Below are 15,096 nucleotides of genomic sequence, written 5' to 3'. Positions count from 1 at the left end.
ATTAGTTGTTCCGCTGGGAGGGAATATCGAGGGCGCCGGGGGCCGAACGGCTTCGTTGGTCCACATCGGCGGGGGATTGCGGCGGTTCTTCACCGGCATCGGCGCTGTTGAGCGGGCGCTGCGGCTGGTGCCCTTGAGGCATGGACATGCCGTGCTCGTCGTCGATGCTCGACGGATCGGCCCGGTCCATCTTCATCATTTCGCTCATGCAAACCGAGCCGGGCTCGACGCAGTGATTCACGACCAGATTGAACAGGTCAGGTGCCACGCGGCCATAGCGCATGACAGGCACGTTCTCGGTGGGCTTGGCGAGCTGCAGATAACTGGCGCGGGTCAGCGCGTCACCATCGGCCTGATTCATCGCCACCCATTGGTCAAACTGGGCCGGCTCCATGCCATGAAAGCGAAAGCGCATGCCGGAAAAGCCCGCGCCGCTGTAATTGCTGGAGAAGCCGTCGTAATTACCCGGCTCGTTGATCACCGCATGCAGCTGCGTTTCCATCGACGGCATGGTGTAGATCATCCCCACCAGCGTGGGCACGTAGAACGCGTTCATGACGGATGAGGAGGTGAGGCGGAACTTGATGGGGCGGTCCACCGGCGCGGCCAGCTCGTTCACCGTGGCAAAGCCATATTCGGGATAGATGAACAGCCATTTCCAGTCGAGCGAGACCACCTGAACCTCTAGCGGCTTGACGTTCGCCGGGACCGGTTCTCCCTTGGTAATCCGCTCGATAGGCCGATAGGGATCGAGGAGGTGCGTACCCGTCCAGGTGGCCGCGCCAAGGCAAATCACGATCAACAGCGGCGCGGACCAGATCACCAGCTCCAGCTTGGTCGAATGGTCCCAATCCGGATCGTAACGCGCCTCCCTGTTATTCGCGCGGTATTTCCAGGCAAAGATACCGACCAGCGCGATCACCGGGATCACGATCAGAAGCATCAGGGCTAGTGCGAAAACCAGCAGGTTGCGCTGCTGCACCGCCACATCGCCCATCGGGTTCAGCACCACCATGTCACATCCGGACAAGAGCGCGGCCAGGCCGATCGCGGGAACGAAACGAAGCATGGCGCCAGCGAAGCGCGCAGAAGTGGGAAGTCTTGCCATGACGCCTTATCTATCAATTCATGGTGCGGTGCCACATTGGACATTTTGTCCAATCCCAAAAGTTTTTGCGCTAATGCATAGAGCGCGTCTACCGATGGATTCTCCACTTCGCGGGACAACAAGACCATGACAGCCGAGACCGGCCTGAACGCAGCGCCCGATCGCCCGCTCAACGCTTCTCAAAGCGCCGAGCGCGACGCCCGCGCGATCAACACGCGCCATAGCCATATCGCGCCGAGCGAAATTGCCATCGGCGTCATCATCGGCAGGACGTCGGAATTTTTCGATTTCTTCGTCTATGCGATCGCCTCGGTGCTGGTTTTCCCGTCGCTGGTCTTCCCGTTCGTCGATCCACTGACGGGCACGCTCTACAGCTTCATCATCTTTGCACTGGCGTTCGTGGCACGGCCTTTGGGCTCGCTGATCTTCCTGCGCATCGACGAGATGTTGGGGCGTGGGACCAAGCTGACCATTGCCTTGTTCCTGCTTGGCGGGTCCACCGTGGCGATCGGATTTCTGCCCGGATATGAGACGATCGGCCTGTGGGCGGCGGTGTTGCTCGCGATCTTTCGGATCGGGCAAGGCGCGGCACTGGGTGGTGCATGGGACGGCCTGGCCTCGCTGCTCGCGCTCAATGCGCCCGAGAACAAACGCGGCTGGTACGCCATGATCCCGCAGCTCGGGGCGCCGCTTGGCCTGATCGTGGCGAGCGGGCTGTTCGCCTATCTTCTGGTTTCCCTGTCGACCGAGAATTTCCTGAGCTTCGGCTGGCGCTATCCCTTCTTCGTCGCCTTTGCGATCAACGTGGTCGCGCTGTTTGCACGGCTGCGCATGGTTTCGACGCCGGATTATACCGCACTGTTCGAGAGCAAGGATCTGCAGCCCTCGCGCGTGGCCGACACGCTGCGCAGTGACTGGCGCAGCATTGTGATCGGTGCGTTCGCTCCATTGGCAAGCTTCGCGCTGTTTCATATGGTCACGGTGTTTCCGCTGTCCTGGGTGGCGCTTTTCACGCCCGAAAAGCCCGCGCAATTCCTGCTGATCGAGATGGTCGGGGGTTTCGTGGGGCTGGGCGCGATCGTCGTCTCCGGCTGGGCCGCGGATCGTTATGGCCGGCGCTATGTTCTGGGCATTTCGGCAGCCGGGATCGCGGCTTTCAGCGGTTTCGCGCCGCAGCTGCTCGATGGCGGCAATGTCGGCGAGTTCATCTTCATGATCCTGGGCTTTGCGCTTCTCGGCATCGCGTTCGGCCAATCGTCCGGCACGGTCGCCTCCAACTTCGCGACCGCGCGGCGCTACACCGCCTCTGCCCTGACGTCGGACCTCGCCTGGCTGGTCGGCGCCGGCTTTGCCCCGCTGGTCGCCCTCGTCATCGCGAGCCGCTTCGGCCTGATCGCCGCCGGTGCCTATCTGCTGTCCGGCGCCCTCGCCACGCTGATCGCCCTCGGAATCAACAAGGAACTCGGCCGCCGCATGGCGTGAGGTTCGCGAAAAGCATCTATCCTTTGGCGAGCGCTTTCTTCAGCGGGTCCAGATAGGGTTCGAACGGCTTCCACGCCCCCTGGCCCGAACGGTTGATCGGGCGGCGGACCTGTTCGCTGCTGGCGGTGCGCACCGCGCGCTCGGTCTTGTGGAAATCGAGGCAAGCCTGTTCGAACGGCAGGCCGATATGGTCGAGCATCCGGCGGGTCTGGCCTTCCAGATCGTCCAGCACATCCTCATGCTGCACGCGCAGGACGCGGCCGGGCAGCACATCGTCCCAATGATCCATCAACCGCACATAATCGGCATAATAGCGCCCGATCTCTTCCAGGCCGTAGGTAAATTCCTGCCCCTCGGCGAACAGCTGCTTGAAGCCGGAAAAGCAGCAATCCATCGGATCGCGCCGCGCATCGATGATGGTCGCGTTCGGCAGGATCAGATGGATCAGGCCGATATGCCGGAAGTTGTTCGGCATCTTGTCGATGAAAAAGCGCGCGCCCTGCCGGTGAATGCGCGTGTCCGCGATATACTGCTCACCGAAACCGGTGAGCTGCTCCTCCGACAGATCGTGCAGCACCGCCGGATAGCGCGAACGGGCGGCGCTGCGGCCGCGCAGACGGTGGGCGAGCGAGAGGATGTTGGGCAGCTCCAGCGTGCCGTCCACCTGGCTATGGCTCGCAAGGATTTGCTCCAGCAGCGTGGACCCCGCGCGCGGTAGGCCAAGGATGAAGATCGGATCGGCCGCATCATGGCCGGCCTGTGCCTTTGCGGCGAACAGATCGGCAGTGCAGGCTTCGTGCTGACGGGCCAGTTCTTCGCTCATCGCATCGGCGCTGTAGCGCGTCTGCGCGCGCTTCAGATCATTGCCTTCGCGGTAGAAGCGGAACGCCTCGCCATAATCCATCCGGTCCTCATGCGCCTTGCCGAGCGCGAAGCTGAGGTGGACGCGGTCCATGAAAGCCAGATCGGGCCGCTCCACCTGCGCGCGCATCCGCGCCATTTCATCGTCCGAAAAATTGTAGGTCTTCAGATTGGCGAGCGCATAATAGGCATCGCCATGATCGGGCCGCGCGTCGAACGCAGCGCGGTAGCTTTCCACCGCCCGGTCCTGCTGGCCCATGGTCTTCAGCGCATGGCCGCGGCTGGTGAGCGTCGCCGGATCGCGCGGCAGGCGGTCCAGCACTTGTTCGAACAGTCCCAGCGCCCGGTCATAATCGCCGGTCTGCAGGCTCTCGATGGCGAGCTGGGACTGGAACAGCGGATTGTCGGGATCGCGCGCGTGCAAGGCCTCGGCCTCCTTCCGCGAGCGTTCGAATTTCTGGCGGCGGCGCAGCGCATCGATATAATCGAGCCGGATCTGCACGTCCTCCGGCGCAAAAGCGGAGGCGCTTTCCAGCAGGAATTCGGCATCGTCCAGAACGCCCAGCCGAATGCCGATCTGCGCGAGCAGCCGCATGCCCTCCACATCCTGCGGATGACTGCGCAGATAATGACGGCAGATTTCCTCCGCCCGGAGCAGGCGCCCTTCGTGGAGATGGTTGGTCACGGCGAGCAGTTCGCGCGGCAGACCGGCAAGCCGCCGCTCCTGCGCCGCTGCCGCCTGCGCTTCGGCAGCGTGTCCCGCCGCCGCCTGCAAGTGGGCAAGCTCCCGCCAGCTTGCCGCGAGCGCGGGGTTGAAGCGCACCGCGCGCGCATAAGCGCCGATCGCTTCGTCCCGCTTGCACGCATCGCGGGCGATATGCCCCGCCTCCTGCCAGGCGCGGCCATATTCGGGCATCGCGCGGTGCAGGCGTGTGAGATAGTCCGATGCCTCTTCGGTGCGGCCGGCATAGCGCGCCGCGACCGCCGCCAGATAGAGCGCCTCTCCATGCGCGGCGTCATCCGCCAGCACCGCCTCCGCCGCGGCCAAGGCATCGGCATGGCGGCCCTCCTGCAAAGCCTTGCGGCCTTGCGCCAGACGTTCGTAACTTGTGGTCATGGCCATGAGCCCTAACGCAGGAACGGCGGCGGGAGCAAATGCCACCGCCGCCGTTCCGTTCAATCCGCCTTCGGATCAGTAATCGAAGCCGACCCGGATACCCACGGTGAGCGGCCGGTTGGTCACGATGCGCGGACGATCATAATAAAAGTCGCCCGAAATCTGCGCCCGTTCGTCGCTCAGATTCTCGCCATAGACCTCGACATTCCACTGGCCGGTCTCGACACCTGCGGACAGGCCGAAGGTGGTGTATCCGTCCAGCTTCAGCCGGTTGATGGCGATGATGTCCGTGAACTTCGAACCCGAATGCGTCATCTGCGGCATGACATAGGCGCTCAGCGTCGGGCTGACGTCCCAGGCATAGCGCGCACGCAAATTGCCCTGGAAGTTGGGTGCATAGGCCAGATCGCTGCCCAGCTGCACGTCGTCCGTAGGCGTCAGCACCTCGGTGATCTCGCTATCCAGCACGGACAAAGCGCCGGAAATCGTGAGGCCCGGCACGGTATAGGGCGCGTAGGTGAACTCCGCTTCCAGCCCCCAGATCTCCGCATTCGCCGCATTGTCCGAGAAGAACAGATTGGTGATGCTGGGATCGAAGATGGTGGTCTGCAGATTGCTGATGTCCACGTAAAAGGCACTGCCGTTCAGCCGCAGCTGTCGATCGAACAGCTGCGTCTTCCAGCCCAGTTCGTAATTGTTGACCGAATCGGTCTCCAGCTCGAACGGCACCGTGAAGCCGTCTGGCCCTTGCGCGCCGCCGGGGCGGTTGAGCAGGCCCGGACGGAAGCCCTCCGAATAGGTGGCATAGAACAGCAGGTCATCGGTCGGCGTGAACGTCAGCGTGCCCTTGAAGATCACGCCTTCGGACTTCGCCTTGTCCGGTGCGCTCAGCGCGTTGAACACCTGCGTGGCCTGCGCCTGCGAAAGACCGGCGGCCATGATATCCTGAACAGTGTCGCCCTGACTGAAAGTCTGGCGCAGCGCGGCGTTGCACGAACCGATGAAGGTGTACTGGCCATCGCCGTCGTAGAGATCGGACAGATTGGTGCCAAAAGCGTTCTGATCCTCGGCCGCACCGGCGTTGCAGAAGGCGCTGTTGGCCGTGCCCTCGAAATCCACTTCCACATTGTAATAGCGCGCGCCGAACGTGGCAGTCAGCAGATCGGGGACGAGATCGTAGCTCGCCTCGCCGAAAATGCCGATCTGCCGATCGGAACGGCGCACGTCGTTTCGGAAGATGGCGCTGGCCGGCAGCGGACCCGGATCGCTCTGATAGGCCCCCGGGAAAGGGAAATTGGGGGCAAAGCCGCCAAACGGGGCCGCCTCGATATTGCCCGGATAATTATAGTCGTTCCGCTCCTTCAGGATCAGGTTCGAATAGAAGCCGCCGCCGGTGACGCGGAAACGGTTCTGTTCGGGCGTGCTGAAGCGCAGCTCCTGCGTGAAGACGGTGGTTCCGCCCTGGGAGGTAACGTAGAGATTGGGCTCCTGACAGGTGCCGCTCGGATCGTTGCCCGCACCGGGATAGCTCACCGAGCCGTCGCAGATATAATAAGGCAGATACTGCCCGGCGAAGAGATAGTCGGTGTAATCGACCCGCTGATCGACCTCGCGGTCCGTATAGGCTCCGTTATACACGATATCGAGCATGCCGAGGCGCCCTTCGACACTCCAGGCGGTGTTGGAGAAGTTATCCTCCAGCCGATCGTCCTCGAAACGCTGGATCTCCAGATTGTCGAGATCGAGCTCGGGATCGGCGAAGAAAACGCCGTCTGTTTCCAGGCTCTGGCGGGTGTGCGTAAGCGTAACGCTCCAGTCCGGCGAGATTTCGTAGAGCGCGGAGGCGCGAAATCCCGAATATTGGGCGTCGTTAAAATTGTCCTCGACCAGCCCGGAATTGTCGGCCTGACGAAACGTCACGTTGGAAAGATCGGCGCCCGCCTGAATGCCGGCGCGGTTCGGTGCCACGGGTACGCCGTTGCGGCGCACGGTGCCGGCTTCGCGGAAACGCGCGCTGTCACGCAGGCTGCGCGTGCCCGCGATATTGTCGATATAACCGCCCTGATCGTCCAGATAGACGACCCCGCGCACCGCCAAACGGTCCGTCACGGGCAGGTTAATCATGGCCTCGGCCTTGTAGCTTTCCTCGCCGCCCTTGGTGAAGGACGTGCCGACGGTGAAGCTGGCATCGAAACCCGACAGGTCGGGCTTGTTGGTGATCAGACGGACTACGCCCGATTGGGAACTGGCACCGAACAGCGTGCCCTGCGGCCCTTTCAGCACCTCGATCCGCTGCAGATCGGCAGCGTAAACGTCGAGGTTGCGGCCCGGCTGTGCCAGCGGCTGCTCATCGAGATAAAGCGAAACATTCGGAGCAAGTCCCGCAACGCCCGCGGTGGTGAGGTTGGGCGTCGTCGAAGCGAGCCCACGAATATAGATCGTGCTGAGGCCAGGGCCCTGACCGCCTGCAGTGACCGACGGCAGCTGCTGCAGATAATCGTCGAAGGTGTTGATATTGAGCTGCTCGAGCTCCTGCTCGCCAATGGCGTCGACGGCGATCGGCACGTCCTGCAGGTTCTCGTTGCGCCGCTGCGCGGTTACGATGATCACCGGCGCACCGCCTTTCGGCTTAGCCTTCTGCGCCGCAGCACTTTGAGCGGCAGGGGGCTGCCGCGTTGCCGGCTGCTCACTGGTCTGCTGCGCGGCCGCAGGCGTGGATAAGGCGATAGCAATCGCGACGCCGGAGGCGCCGTTCGAGATGCGGTTCATTTTAGGTCCCTTGTTTCAGAGTCGGCATCGCCAGAGGACGCCGGTTCAGATGTCGGAATATGGCGAAACATGGTTCGCCCAAGACACAGCTCAGATAACAAGGGCTTAGCGCCATGGCCACACAAGCAGGGCAAATGATGACACACAGCCTAAGACTGTTGCTTCAGAGCAACAGGCGACTGGCGGGAACAAATTCGCGGACGGAGCGAGCGGTGGTGTCCGATCGTTACCGATCGAAAGATCGCAGACACTCTTCAAAGAAGAGCACCGGTTTTGAGTTTCGCGATTGATGCAGTCTTGGGAATAAGAACGTTCTGCTATTGCGCGCAGTACGTCATGGTCTGTGCGATCTGAGTTCGCGCTACAAAGTTTTAGCAATCTGGCCTATCAATCCCGCTCGCCGAACCAGTTGCATTATCCCTTATTCTGCTGTCATTGATCTATCGAAAGAAGCCCCGCCCCACTCTTTGGTGTGACCTCTGTCGCATATCATTCCTAAAATATCAGTATGGTTGCCTCTGCCCAGCGATACGCTACCGTCGGTCCTCATGCCGCCATTACTGTTCCTTCGCATCGCCGCGCTTCCGATTGCGCTAGCGTTGACTGCCTGTGCTCCGGACGACGTGGGCGAACCGCCTGCCGAGGAGGCCGTCACCGTGACCGCGCAGCCTGTGATCTATCGTCCGGAACAGCGTGAGGTTGAAGCGATCGGGACCGCCCGGGCGCAGGATTCGGCCGAAATCTATCCCGAAACTGACGGGCGAGTGACCGCGGTTCTCTTCCAGGGCGGCGATTACGTGCGGTCCGGAGATCCGCTCATCCGGCTTGATTCCCGCGAAGAAACGCTTGCGGTGGAACTGGCCAAAAATGCGGTGCGGGAGGCTGAGCAGTTGCTTGGTCGTTATCGGCGGATCGAAGATACCGGGGCGCTCTCGGAAAGCCAGATCGAGCAGGGTGAGACCGCGCTCGTCAGCGCGCAAATCCAGTTGCGGCAGGCACGGCTCGCCTTGGCCAATCGCACCGTCCGTGCGCCTTTTTCCGGCAATATCGGTTTTACCGAAGTCGATGTGGGCGACCGAATCACCACGTCCACGCTGATCGCGCAACTCGATCGGCGATCGGTTCTGTTCGTCGACTTCCAGGCGCCCGAGAGCGTCTATAATGCGATGACACCGGGCCGGGCGATCAGCATCACGCCCTATTCGATGCCGCAGCGCACTTTCGAGGCGGAAGTGCGCGACCGCAATACCACGATCTCCAGCGAGGAGCGGACGTTTACCGTGCGCGCCCGCGTTCCCAATACGGGCGACGCGCTGCGCCCGGGCATGAGCTTCCGGATCAATCTTGATCTGGCCGGACGCGAACTGCCCGCGGTCCCCGAAGAAGCGATTATCTGGGGCAGTGACGGTGCGCATCTGTTCCGGGTGGTCGATGGCACCGCGCGGCGTTTGCCGCTCACGATCGTGGCGCGCCGCGAAGGATTGGCGCTGGTGGATGCGCAGCTGCCGCGCGGCGCGACCATTATCGCAAAGGGCGCGCAAAAGGTCCGCGACGGCAGCAAAGTGGAAATCGTGGAGACGCAATCGGCTCCCACGGTCCGCGCGAATAAAGAAGGGGCCGCTGCCCGTTCCGGACGCGGGCGCGCGGGGCCTTGATGCAAGAAAAGTCCGATCTTCCGATGCTCGCGGTCAAGCGGCCGCTGTTCATCTTCGTCCTCAATCTGCTCATCGTGATTGCGGGCCTTGCTGCCCTGTTTGGGATCGAAGTGCGCGAACTGCCCGATATAGACCGGCCGGTGGTTTCGGTCACCGCGACCTTCCCCGGAGCGGCGCCCGAAACCATGGACAGCGAGGTCACCTCGATCCTGGAAGACGCGGCGGCGCGTGTCACCGGCGTGCGCGAGATCAGTTCCTCCAGCGAGGAGAACAATAGCCGCATTCGGGTGGAGTTCAGCCCGGGGACCGATCTCGATACCGCGGCCAGTGATGTGCGCGAAGCGGTGAACCGGGTGCAGCGCGATCTGCCAGAGCGCGTGGAGCAGCTCAGGATCGTAAAGGCGGACAATGACGCGTGGCCGATCATGCGGCTCGCCGTGTCCAGCCGCGTTCATGGGGAAGCCGAACTTACCGAGATCATCGATAACGATGTGATCCCCGAATTGCTGACCGCCGAGGGGGTGGCCAGTATCGACCAGTTCGGCTCGCGCCAGCGGCAGATGCGCGTGGCGGTGGACCCCGTGCGGCTGGGACGCTTCGGCCTAACCGTCGGCGATGTGTCCGAAGCCTTGCAGAACGCCCCGTTCGACGTTCCGGTCGGCAGCTTCCGATCAGATGCGCAGGAACTGGTGGTCCGGGCCGAGGCCAATGCGGCGACGCCTGCACTGATCAAGGACGTGGCGATCAACCGCAATGCGCGCATCGGCGATGTCGCGGAGGTCTACTTCGCACCTGCCGATGCCACCAATTTCGTGCGGCTGAACGGAGAGCAGATCATCGGGCTGGGCGTCGTGCGGCAGGCAAGCAGCAACACGATCGAGATATCCGATGCCATCCGCGCGTCCGTCGACCGATTGAACAAACGCTTCGACGACCTCAGCATCTCGGTCATCTCCGACGACGCGGAATTCGTGCGCGTCTCGGTGAAGGAGGTGCTCATCACCCTCGGCTTCACTGTCGCCATCGTGATCCTGACGATCCTCCTGTTCTTCCGACAATGGCGCGCCACCATTATCCCGAGCGCCACCATACCGGTCGCGCTGATCGGCGTGCTGGCGGGGATCTGGTTGCTCGGTTTCTCGATCAACCTGCTGACACTGCTGGCGCTGGTCCTCGCAACCGGTCTGATCGTTGACGACGCGATTGTGGTGCTGGAAAACGCGCAGCGCCTTCAGGGCAAGGGGCTCGGCCGGAAAGCGGCGGCGGTGATCGGGACCCGGCAGGTGTTCTTCGCCGTGGTCGCGACAACGGCGGTGCTGGTTTCGGTGTTCGTCCCGATCAGTTTCCTGCCGTCCGAGGCGGGGCGGTTGTTCCGCGAATTCGGCTTCGTCCTCGCGCTGTCGGTCATCATCAGCTCGTTCGTCGCGCTATCGCTGGTGCCTGCGCTCGCCGCACGGTTGTATCTCGTGCCCCGCGACGAGGATGGAGAGATCACCGAAGAAGGCCGGGTCGCGCGCGCCATCGGCAGCTTTGGAGAAAAGCTGAACGGCTATTATGAGCGCATCCTTGAACGCTGCCTCGATCATCCCAAGGCAGCCGTCGGCATCGCCGTGCTGGCGGCGGGGGCGGCGGCGCTGCTCTACACCACGCTCGATAACGAACTGGTGCCCGACGAAGACCGTGGCAGCGTGATCGTCGATGCCAGCGGGCCGGACGGCGTGGGCATCGATTTCATGCAGGGCGAAATGGACGCGGTCGAGCAGGTGTTGCAGCCGCTCATAGATTCCGGCGAGATCGTCTCCAGCTTCTCGATCGTCGGGCGCTACGATCCCAACCGTATCCGCGTGGATGCCACGCTGGCCGACTGGGACAAGCGCGATCGCAGCCAGAGCGAGATCGTAGACTCGCTGCGCGACCCGCTGAAGCGTATTCCGGGCTCGCGGGCCAGCGCGCGCGGGCAGGGATCGCTCAACGTCGGCGGCGGCGGCGGGGACCGGATCGAGGTGGCGCTGACAGGCAGTGATTACGACCACATCTACGAGTCGGCATTGAAGCTTTCCGAGGCGATCGACACCCGTTCCGACATCCTGTCGCAAAGCGATATCAGCTATCAACCGACGCAGCCACAGCTCGCGATCCAGATCGACCGCGAGCGCGCCGCCGATCTTGGCGTCGATCTCAACGAACTGGCGTTGACGCTGCGCGCGATGGTGGGCGGAAACGAGGTGGTCGATCTGAATGTCGACGATCAGGCGATCCCGATCATGCTCAGCGCCGAGAGCGTTTCGATCACCAATCCCTCCGATCTGTCCAACCTTTCGGTGCGCACCCGCTCGGGCGGCCTCGTCCCGCTGTCCGCCGTTACGCGCATCCGCGAGGAAGGCATCGCCGCCGAGCTCGACCGTACCGAGCAACGCCGCGCGATCGAGGTGGAGGCGAATGTCGATCCGTCCGTACCGCTCGCCGATGCAGTGAAGGAGATCGAGCGATTGGCTGGCGAAACGGTAGCTAGCGACATCGACCTGGTGCTGCAGGGAGAGGCGCAGACGCTGGAAGAGACGTCGAACGATCTGCTACTGACCTATGTTTTCGCCTTCCTGATCGTGTTCCTCGTCCTGGTGGCGCAATTTGAAAGCCTGACGAGCGCGCTCGTGGTGCTCCTAACCGTACCCTTCGCGCTGGCGGCGGCAATCTTCGCACTTTTCCTATCGGGCATTTCGCTCAACATCTATTCGCAGATTGGGCTGGTCATGCTGATCGGGCTGATGGCCAAGAATGGCATCCTGATCGTGGAGTTCGCGGACCAACTGCGCCTCGAAGGACGCTCGCTGCGGCAGGCAACCCAGGAAGCCGCAGCCATCCGCCTGCGCCCGATCATGATGACGCTGATCTCCACCGTATTGGGCGCGGTGCCGCTAATCATCGCCAGCGGCGCGGGCGCAGAGGCGCGCCAGTCCATTGGCTGGGTGATCTTTGGCGGCCTCGGCCTTGCCGGGCTGTTCACCCTGTTCCTGACGCCGGCCATCTACCTGCTCGTCGCGCGCTTCAGCGAGCCGCGTTCGCAAGACCTCTCGCGCCTACGCGAGGAACTGGAAGAGGCCAAAGATCGCGGCATGATGCAGGAAGGTGGCGCTGCGGCATGAAGCCCTTCCTTCTATCGTTCGCCATGGCTGCGGGTCTTAGCGCTTGCGCCGCTCCGGATCGGCCCGTGCTGTCCGCGCCGGCAATGTCGCTACCAGACGATTTTGCCGCCGCCTATCGTCCTCCGGCCGGGGAGGGGAAGTTATGGTGGAAGGGATTTAACGATCCCGAGTTGAACCGATTGGTCGAGCGTGCACTCGCGCAAAATCTCGGCATTGCCGGCAGCCGCGAAAGGCTGCGATCCGCCCTCGCGCTGCTCGATGCCGAACGATCGGATCGGCGCCCGCAGGTGGACGGCTTCGGTGAAGCCGGTATCGATGCAGGGCTGGGCGATGGCGGCAGCGATCTGCGCGCCACCGCGGGCCTGCTCGGTTCCTTCAATCCGGACATCAACGGGCGTCTGTCTGCCGAGATCGAGCGGCAGCTCTCTCTTACCCGCGGCGCGGCCTATCAGATCGCCGATGCGCGCCGTCTGGTCGCTGCGTCGGTGGCGCTTGCCTATATCGAATTGAAGCGCAGTGAGGAGCGGCTGGACCTGCTCGCCCAGTCGAGCGATCTGCAGGAGCGCACGCTCAATATTGTGACGCTGCGCTACGAGGCGGGCCTGTCGGCCAATCTTGACGTGCGCCGGGCCGCTGCCGATCTTGCACGAACCCAGGCACAGCGCGGGCTGATCGAGCTGTCCCGTGCCGATGCGCTCAACAGTCTTTCGGTGCTGGTCGGGCAACCGGCGTCCGATCCTTCACTACTACCGGACGATGGCGGCGGAATCCCGCAATTTGCAGGCGGTCCTCCGCGCGGAGTGCCCGCCGATCTGGCGCGCCGCCGCCCTGATCTGCTTGTCGCCGAAACTGAACTTGCCGCCGCCGCTGCGGCCATTGGCATCGAACGTGCGGATCTCTATCCAAGCCTCGTCATTCCGGGGCAGATCGGGCTCGATGCGCTGGGTCCGCTCGATATCCTGTCGTCCGTTCTGGGCACGCTCACCGCCGCCCTGGACATTCCGATCTTCGACGGTGGCCGCCGCCGCGCCGAGGTGCGGTCCGCCGAGGCGCTAGCAGAGGCCAGCCTGTACGATTACCGTCAGACGCTGCTGCAGATCCTCGCCGAAGTGGAAACGTCGCTGGTGGCCATTCAGAGCTACAAGGATCGGCTCGATGCGCTGGCCGACGCCATCGATCAGAGCGAGGTGGCGTACAATCAGTCGAACGCGCTGTACCGGGAGGGGCTGACTAGCCTGTTCGAAGTATTGGATGTGCAACGTCAGCTGATTTCCAGCCGCCAGGACTATGTCGATGCACAGGCCCAACTGGCGAGCGCAATCGTGCGCATGTACAGCGCCGTCGGCGCCCCGACGGATGTGCCGCGAGACGAGGGATTACCCAACGCTGCAGAAGTGCCGATGCAATGATAAACGCGCCGCGCAGGCGTATTCTGATGGCTCCGCTCGCCTTAAAGGAGATCGGATGAAGGCCGATACTTCGGATCTTCGCCCTAAGCGCAGCATGCATTCGATGCGCTGAGGTTCAAATGCGCCGGGCGGTGTTCTTACCCACTATCCTGAAGCAGACGATCTGACTAAGGCCCGCGCCATGTTCGCCCCGCTCGTCTCGGTCCGTACGCTGCTTTTGGCGATCTTCGTCATCATGGCAGGCAGCGGTTTCCTCTCGACCCTGATCGCAATCCGACTGGAAACGGCAGGATCGAAAGCTATTACGATCGGTCTGGTCGCCGCGGCCTATTTCGCCGGTCTCACCGTTGGATCGGTACGCGTTCCGGCCATCATCGCCCGGGTGGGCCATATCCGTTCCTTCGCCGCCTTCGTTTCCATTTTTTCGGCAAGCGGACTTTCCTATTCCATTCAGATGAGCGCACCCTTCTGGGGTATTCTGCGCTTTGTCGACGGGTTCATGATGGCGGGCGTATTCGTCTGCCTGGAAAGCTGGCTCAACCGGCAGGCGACCGCCAAGACGCGAAGCGCCATCCTCGCCGCCTACATGATCGCGCTGTACGGCGGTCAGGCGATCGGCCAGTTCCTTTTGACCCTTGGGTCCGAACGGCCCAGTATGCCCTTCGTCATCGCGGCCATTCTGCTCTCGCTTTCGGTCGTTCCGGTGGTTCTTACCAAAATCGATCAACCGAGAATCGAATATGTCGAGCCCTTTTCGGTAAGGCGGCTCTACTCCGCCTCGCCCCTAGGCGTGGTGGGCGTACTGGTTACTGGTGCGATCCTGGGCGCTTTCTATGCGCTCGGCGCCATTTACATTCAGCGGCTGGGCATGGGACTTGCCGGGGTGGCTCTGTTCACCTCCTGCGTGATCGGCGGCGGGGTTGCGCTCCAATGGCCGCTCGGCCTGCTGTCAGATCGTATCGACCGTCGCTCGGTCATCGTGGGCTGCCTCCTGATGGTACTCGCCGTGAGTGCCGCTCTGGTGTTGTTCGCGCAGCCGGACGCGCGCCTGTTCCTACTGGGCGCGCTGTTCGGCGGCTTTGCCTTCGCGCTCTATCCACTGTGCGTTGCCCATGCGAACGACTATCTGACCGAAGAGCAGCGCGTGGGCGCAAGCAGCGGCCTGGTTCTCGCTTATTCGGCGGGCGCGGTGGCGGGGCCGCTGATCGGTTCGGCTGGCATGCAACTGATCGGCATACAGGGCCTGTTCGCAACCGTTGCGCTCTTCGCGATGCTCGGCGCGATTTTCGGATCGTGGCGCGTAATTGTCGGCCGTGCCGCCCGCGTGGCGAACCGGCAGACCTTCCAACCGCTCACCCGCACCACGCCCATGATGGCGGTGCCGGAACCGGAAGAGGACTGAACTTCGTTTCGCAGCACACGCGCGCAGACCGATGCTCTCGGTAAGCGCTCAGCGGCGGGTGAGAACGATCAGGTCCGCACAACGCTGGGCTAGTTCCAGGCACCCGGCTTGTACCTCGCTCATCGGTTTTAAGCCAGAGCGCGTACCCGC

General features: G+C 62.9%; 8 protein-coding genes. 5 read left to right on the top strand and 3 right to left on the bottom strand.

What is annotated here, in order from left to right; translation table 11 throughout:
* Position 1: 1 nt before the first annotated feature.
* A complete protein-coding gene (gene cyoA / locus I6A82_RS09960) occupies positions 2-1,108 on the bottom strand; it encodes a ubiquinol oxidase subunit II (protein WP_442945088.1) in 1,107 nt (368 codons plus the stop codon).
* 126 nt (positions 1,109-1,234) lie between these two features.
* On the opposite strand from cyoA, the gene I6A82_RS09955 reads away from it, so the two are divergent.
* A complete protein-coding gene (locus tag I6A82_RS09955) occupies positions 1,235-2,590 on the top strand; it encodes an MFS transporter (protein WP_187336162.1) in 1,356 nt (451 codons plus the stop codon).
* Positions 2,591-2,606: 16 nt separating this feature from the next.
* Here I6A82_RS09955 and I6A82_RS09950 read toward each other — a convergent pair whose 3' ends face one another.
* Together I6A82_RS09950 and I6A82_RS09945 are read right to left on the bottom strand one after the other, a co-directional pair.
* The gene (locus I6A82_RS09950) at positions 2,607-4,574 is read right to left on the bottom strand and encodes a tetratricopeptide repeat-containing sulfotransferase family protein (RefSeq protein WP_442945087.1); all 1,968 of its coding nucleotides are present in this window, start codon (positions 4,572-4,574) and stop codon (positions 2,607-2,609) included.
* A gap of 69 nt (positions 4,575-4,643) precedes the next feature.
* Positions 4,644-7,337 carry a TonB-dependent receptor gene (locus tag I6A82_RS09945; RefSeq protein ID WP_198094744.1) on the bottom strand — a complete coding sequence of 898 codons (2,694 nt, stop codon included), beginning with the start codon at positions 7,335-7,337 and terminating at the stop codon, positions 4,644-4,646.
* A gap of 512 nt (positions 7,338-7,849) precedes the next feature.
* Between I6A82_RS09945 and I6A82_RS09940 the strand changes: the two genes are divergently transcribed.
* The 4 genes from I6A82_RS09940 to I6A82_RS09925 all read left to right on the top strand — a co-directional run bounded on the left by I6A82_RS09940 (position 7,850) and on the right by I6A82_RS09925 (position 14,946).
* Positions 7,850-8,992 carry an efflux RND transporter periplasmic adaptor subunit gene (locus tag I6A82_RS09940; protein WP_232343395.1) on the top strand — a complete coding sequence of 381 codons (1,143 nt, stop codon included), beginning with the start codon at positions 7,850-7,852 and terminating at the stop codon, positions 8,990-8,992.
* Positions 8,992-12,135, top strand: a complete 3,144-nt coding sequence (locus tag I6A82_RS09935; RefSeq protein ID WP_198094743.1) for an efflux RND transporter permease subunit — start codon at positions 8,992-8,994, stop codon at positions 12,133-12,135. The genes I6A82_RS09940 and I6A82_RS09935 overlap by 1 nt, the downstream gene beginning before the upstream one ends.
* Positions 12,132-13,544: an efflux transporter outer membrane subunit gene (locus tag I6A82_RS09930; protein WP_198094742.1), complete on the top strand. Its 1,413-nt coding sequence runs from the start codon at positions 12,132-12,134 to the stop codon at positions 13,542-13,544. Before I6A82_RS09935 ends, I6A82_RS09930 begins: the two co-directional genes overlap by 4 nt.
* A gap of 181 nt (positions 13,545-13,725) precedes the next feature.
* Positions 13,726-14,946 carry an MFS transporter gene (locus tag I6A82_RS09925; protein WP_198094741.1) on the top strand — a complete coding sequence of 407 codons (1,221 nt, stop codon included), beginning with the start codon at positions 13,726-13,728 and terminating at the stop codon, positions 14,944-14,946.
* Positions 14,947-15,096: the final 150 nt, after the last annotated feature.

The organism is Novosphingopyxis sp. YJ-S2-01, from assembly GCF_016093175.1.
Taxonomy (GTDB): domain Bacteria; phylum Pseudomonadota; class Alphaproteobacteria; order Sphingomonadales; family Sphingomonadaceae; genus Novosphingopyxis; species Novosphingopyxis iocasae.
The sequence above is the reverse complement of the archived record's forward strand: the minus strand, read 5'-3'. Positions and strand labels throughout refer to the sequence as shown.

Excerpts from the sequence above, each read along its gene's own strand:
- cyoA (WP_442945088.1), bottom strand. The coding sequence starts at position 1,108 with ATGGCAAGACTTCCCACTTCTGCGCGCTTCGCTGGCGCCATGCTTCGT.
- I6A82_RS09955 (WP_187336162.1), top strand. The coding sequence starts at position 1,235 with ATGACAGCCGAGACCGGCCTGAACGCAGCGCCCGATCGCCCGCTCAAC.
- I6A82_RS09950 (WP_442945087.1), bottom strand. The coding sequence starts at position 4,574 with ATGGCCATGACCACAAGTTACGAACGTCTGGCGCAAGGCCGCAAGGCT.
- I6A82_RS09945 (WP_198094744.1), bottom strand. The coding sequence starts at position 7,337 with ATGAACCGCATCTCGAACGGCGCCTCCGGCGTCGCGATTGCTATCGCC.
- I6A82_RS09935 (WP_198094743.1), top strand. The coding sequence starts at position 8,992 with ATGCAAGAAAAGTCCGATCTTCCGATGCTCGCGGTCAAGCGGCCGCTG.
- I6A82_RS09930 (WP_198094742.1), top strand. The coding sequence starts at position 12,132 with ATGAAGCCCTTCCTTCTATCGTTCGCCATGGCTGCGGGTCTTAGCGCT.
- I6A82_RS09925 (WP_198094741.1), top strand. The coding sequence starts at position 13,726 with ATGTTCGCCCCGCTCGTCTCGGTCCGTACGCTGCTTTTGGCGATCTTC.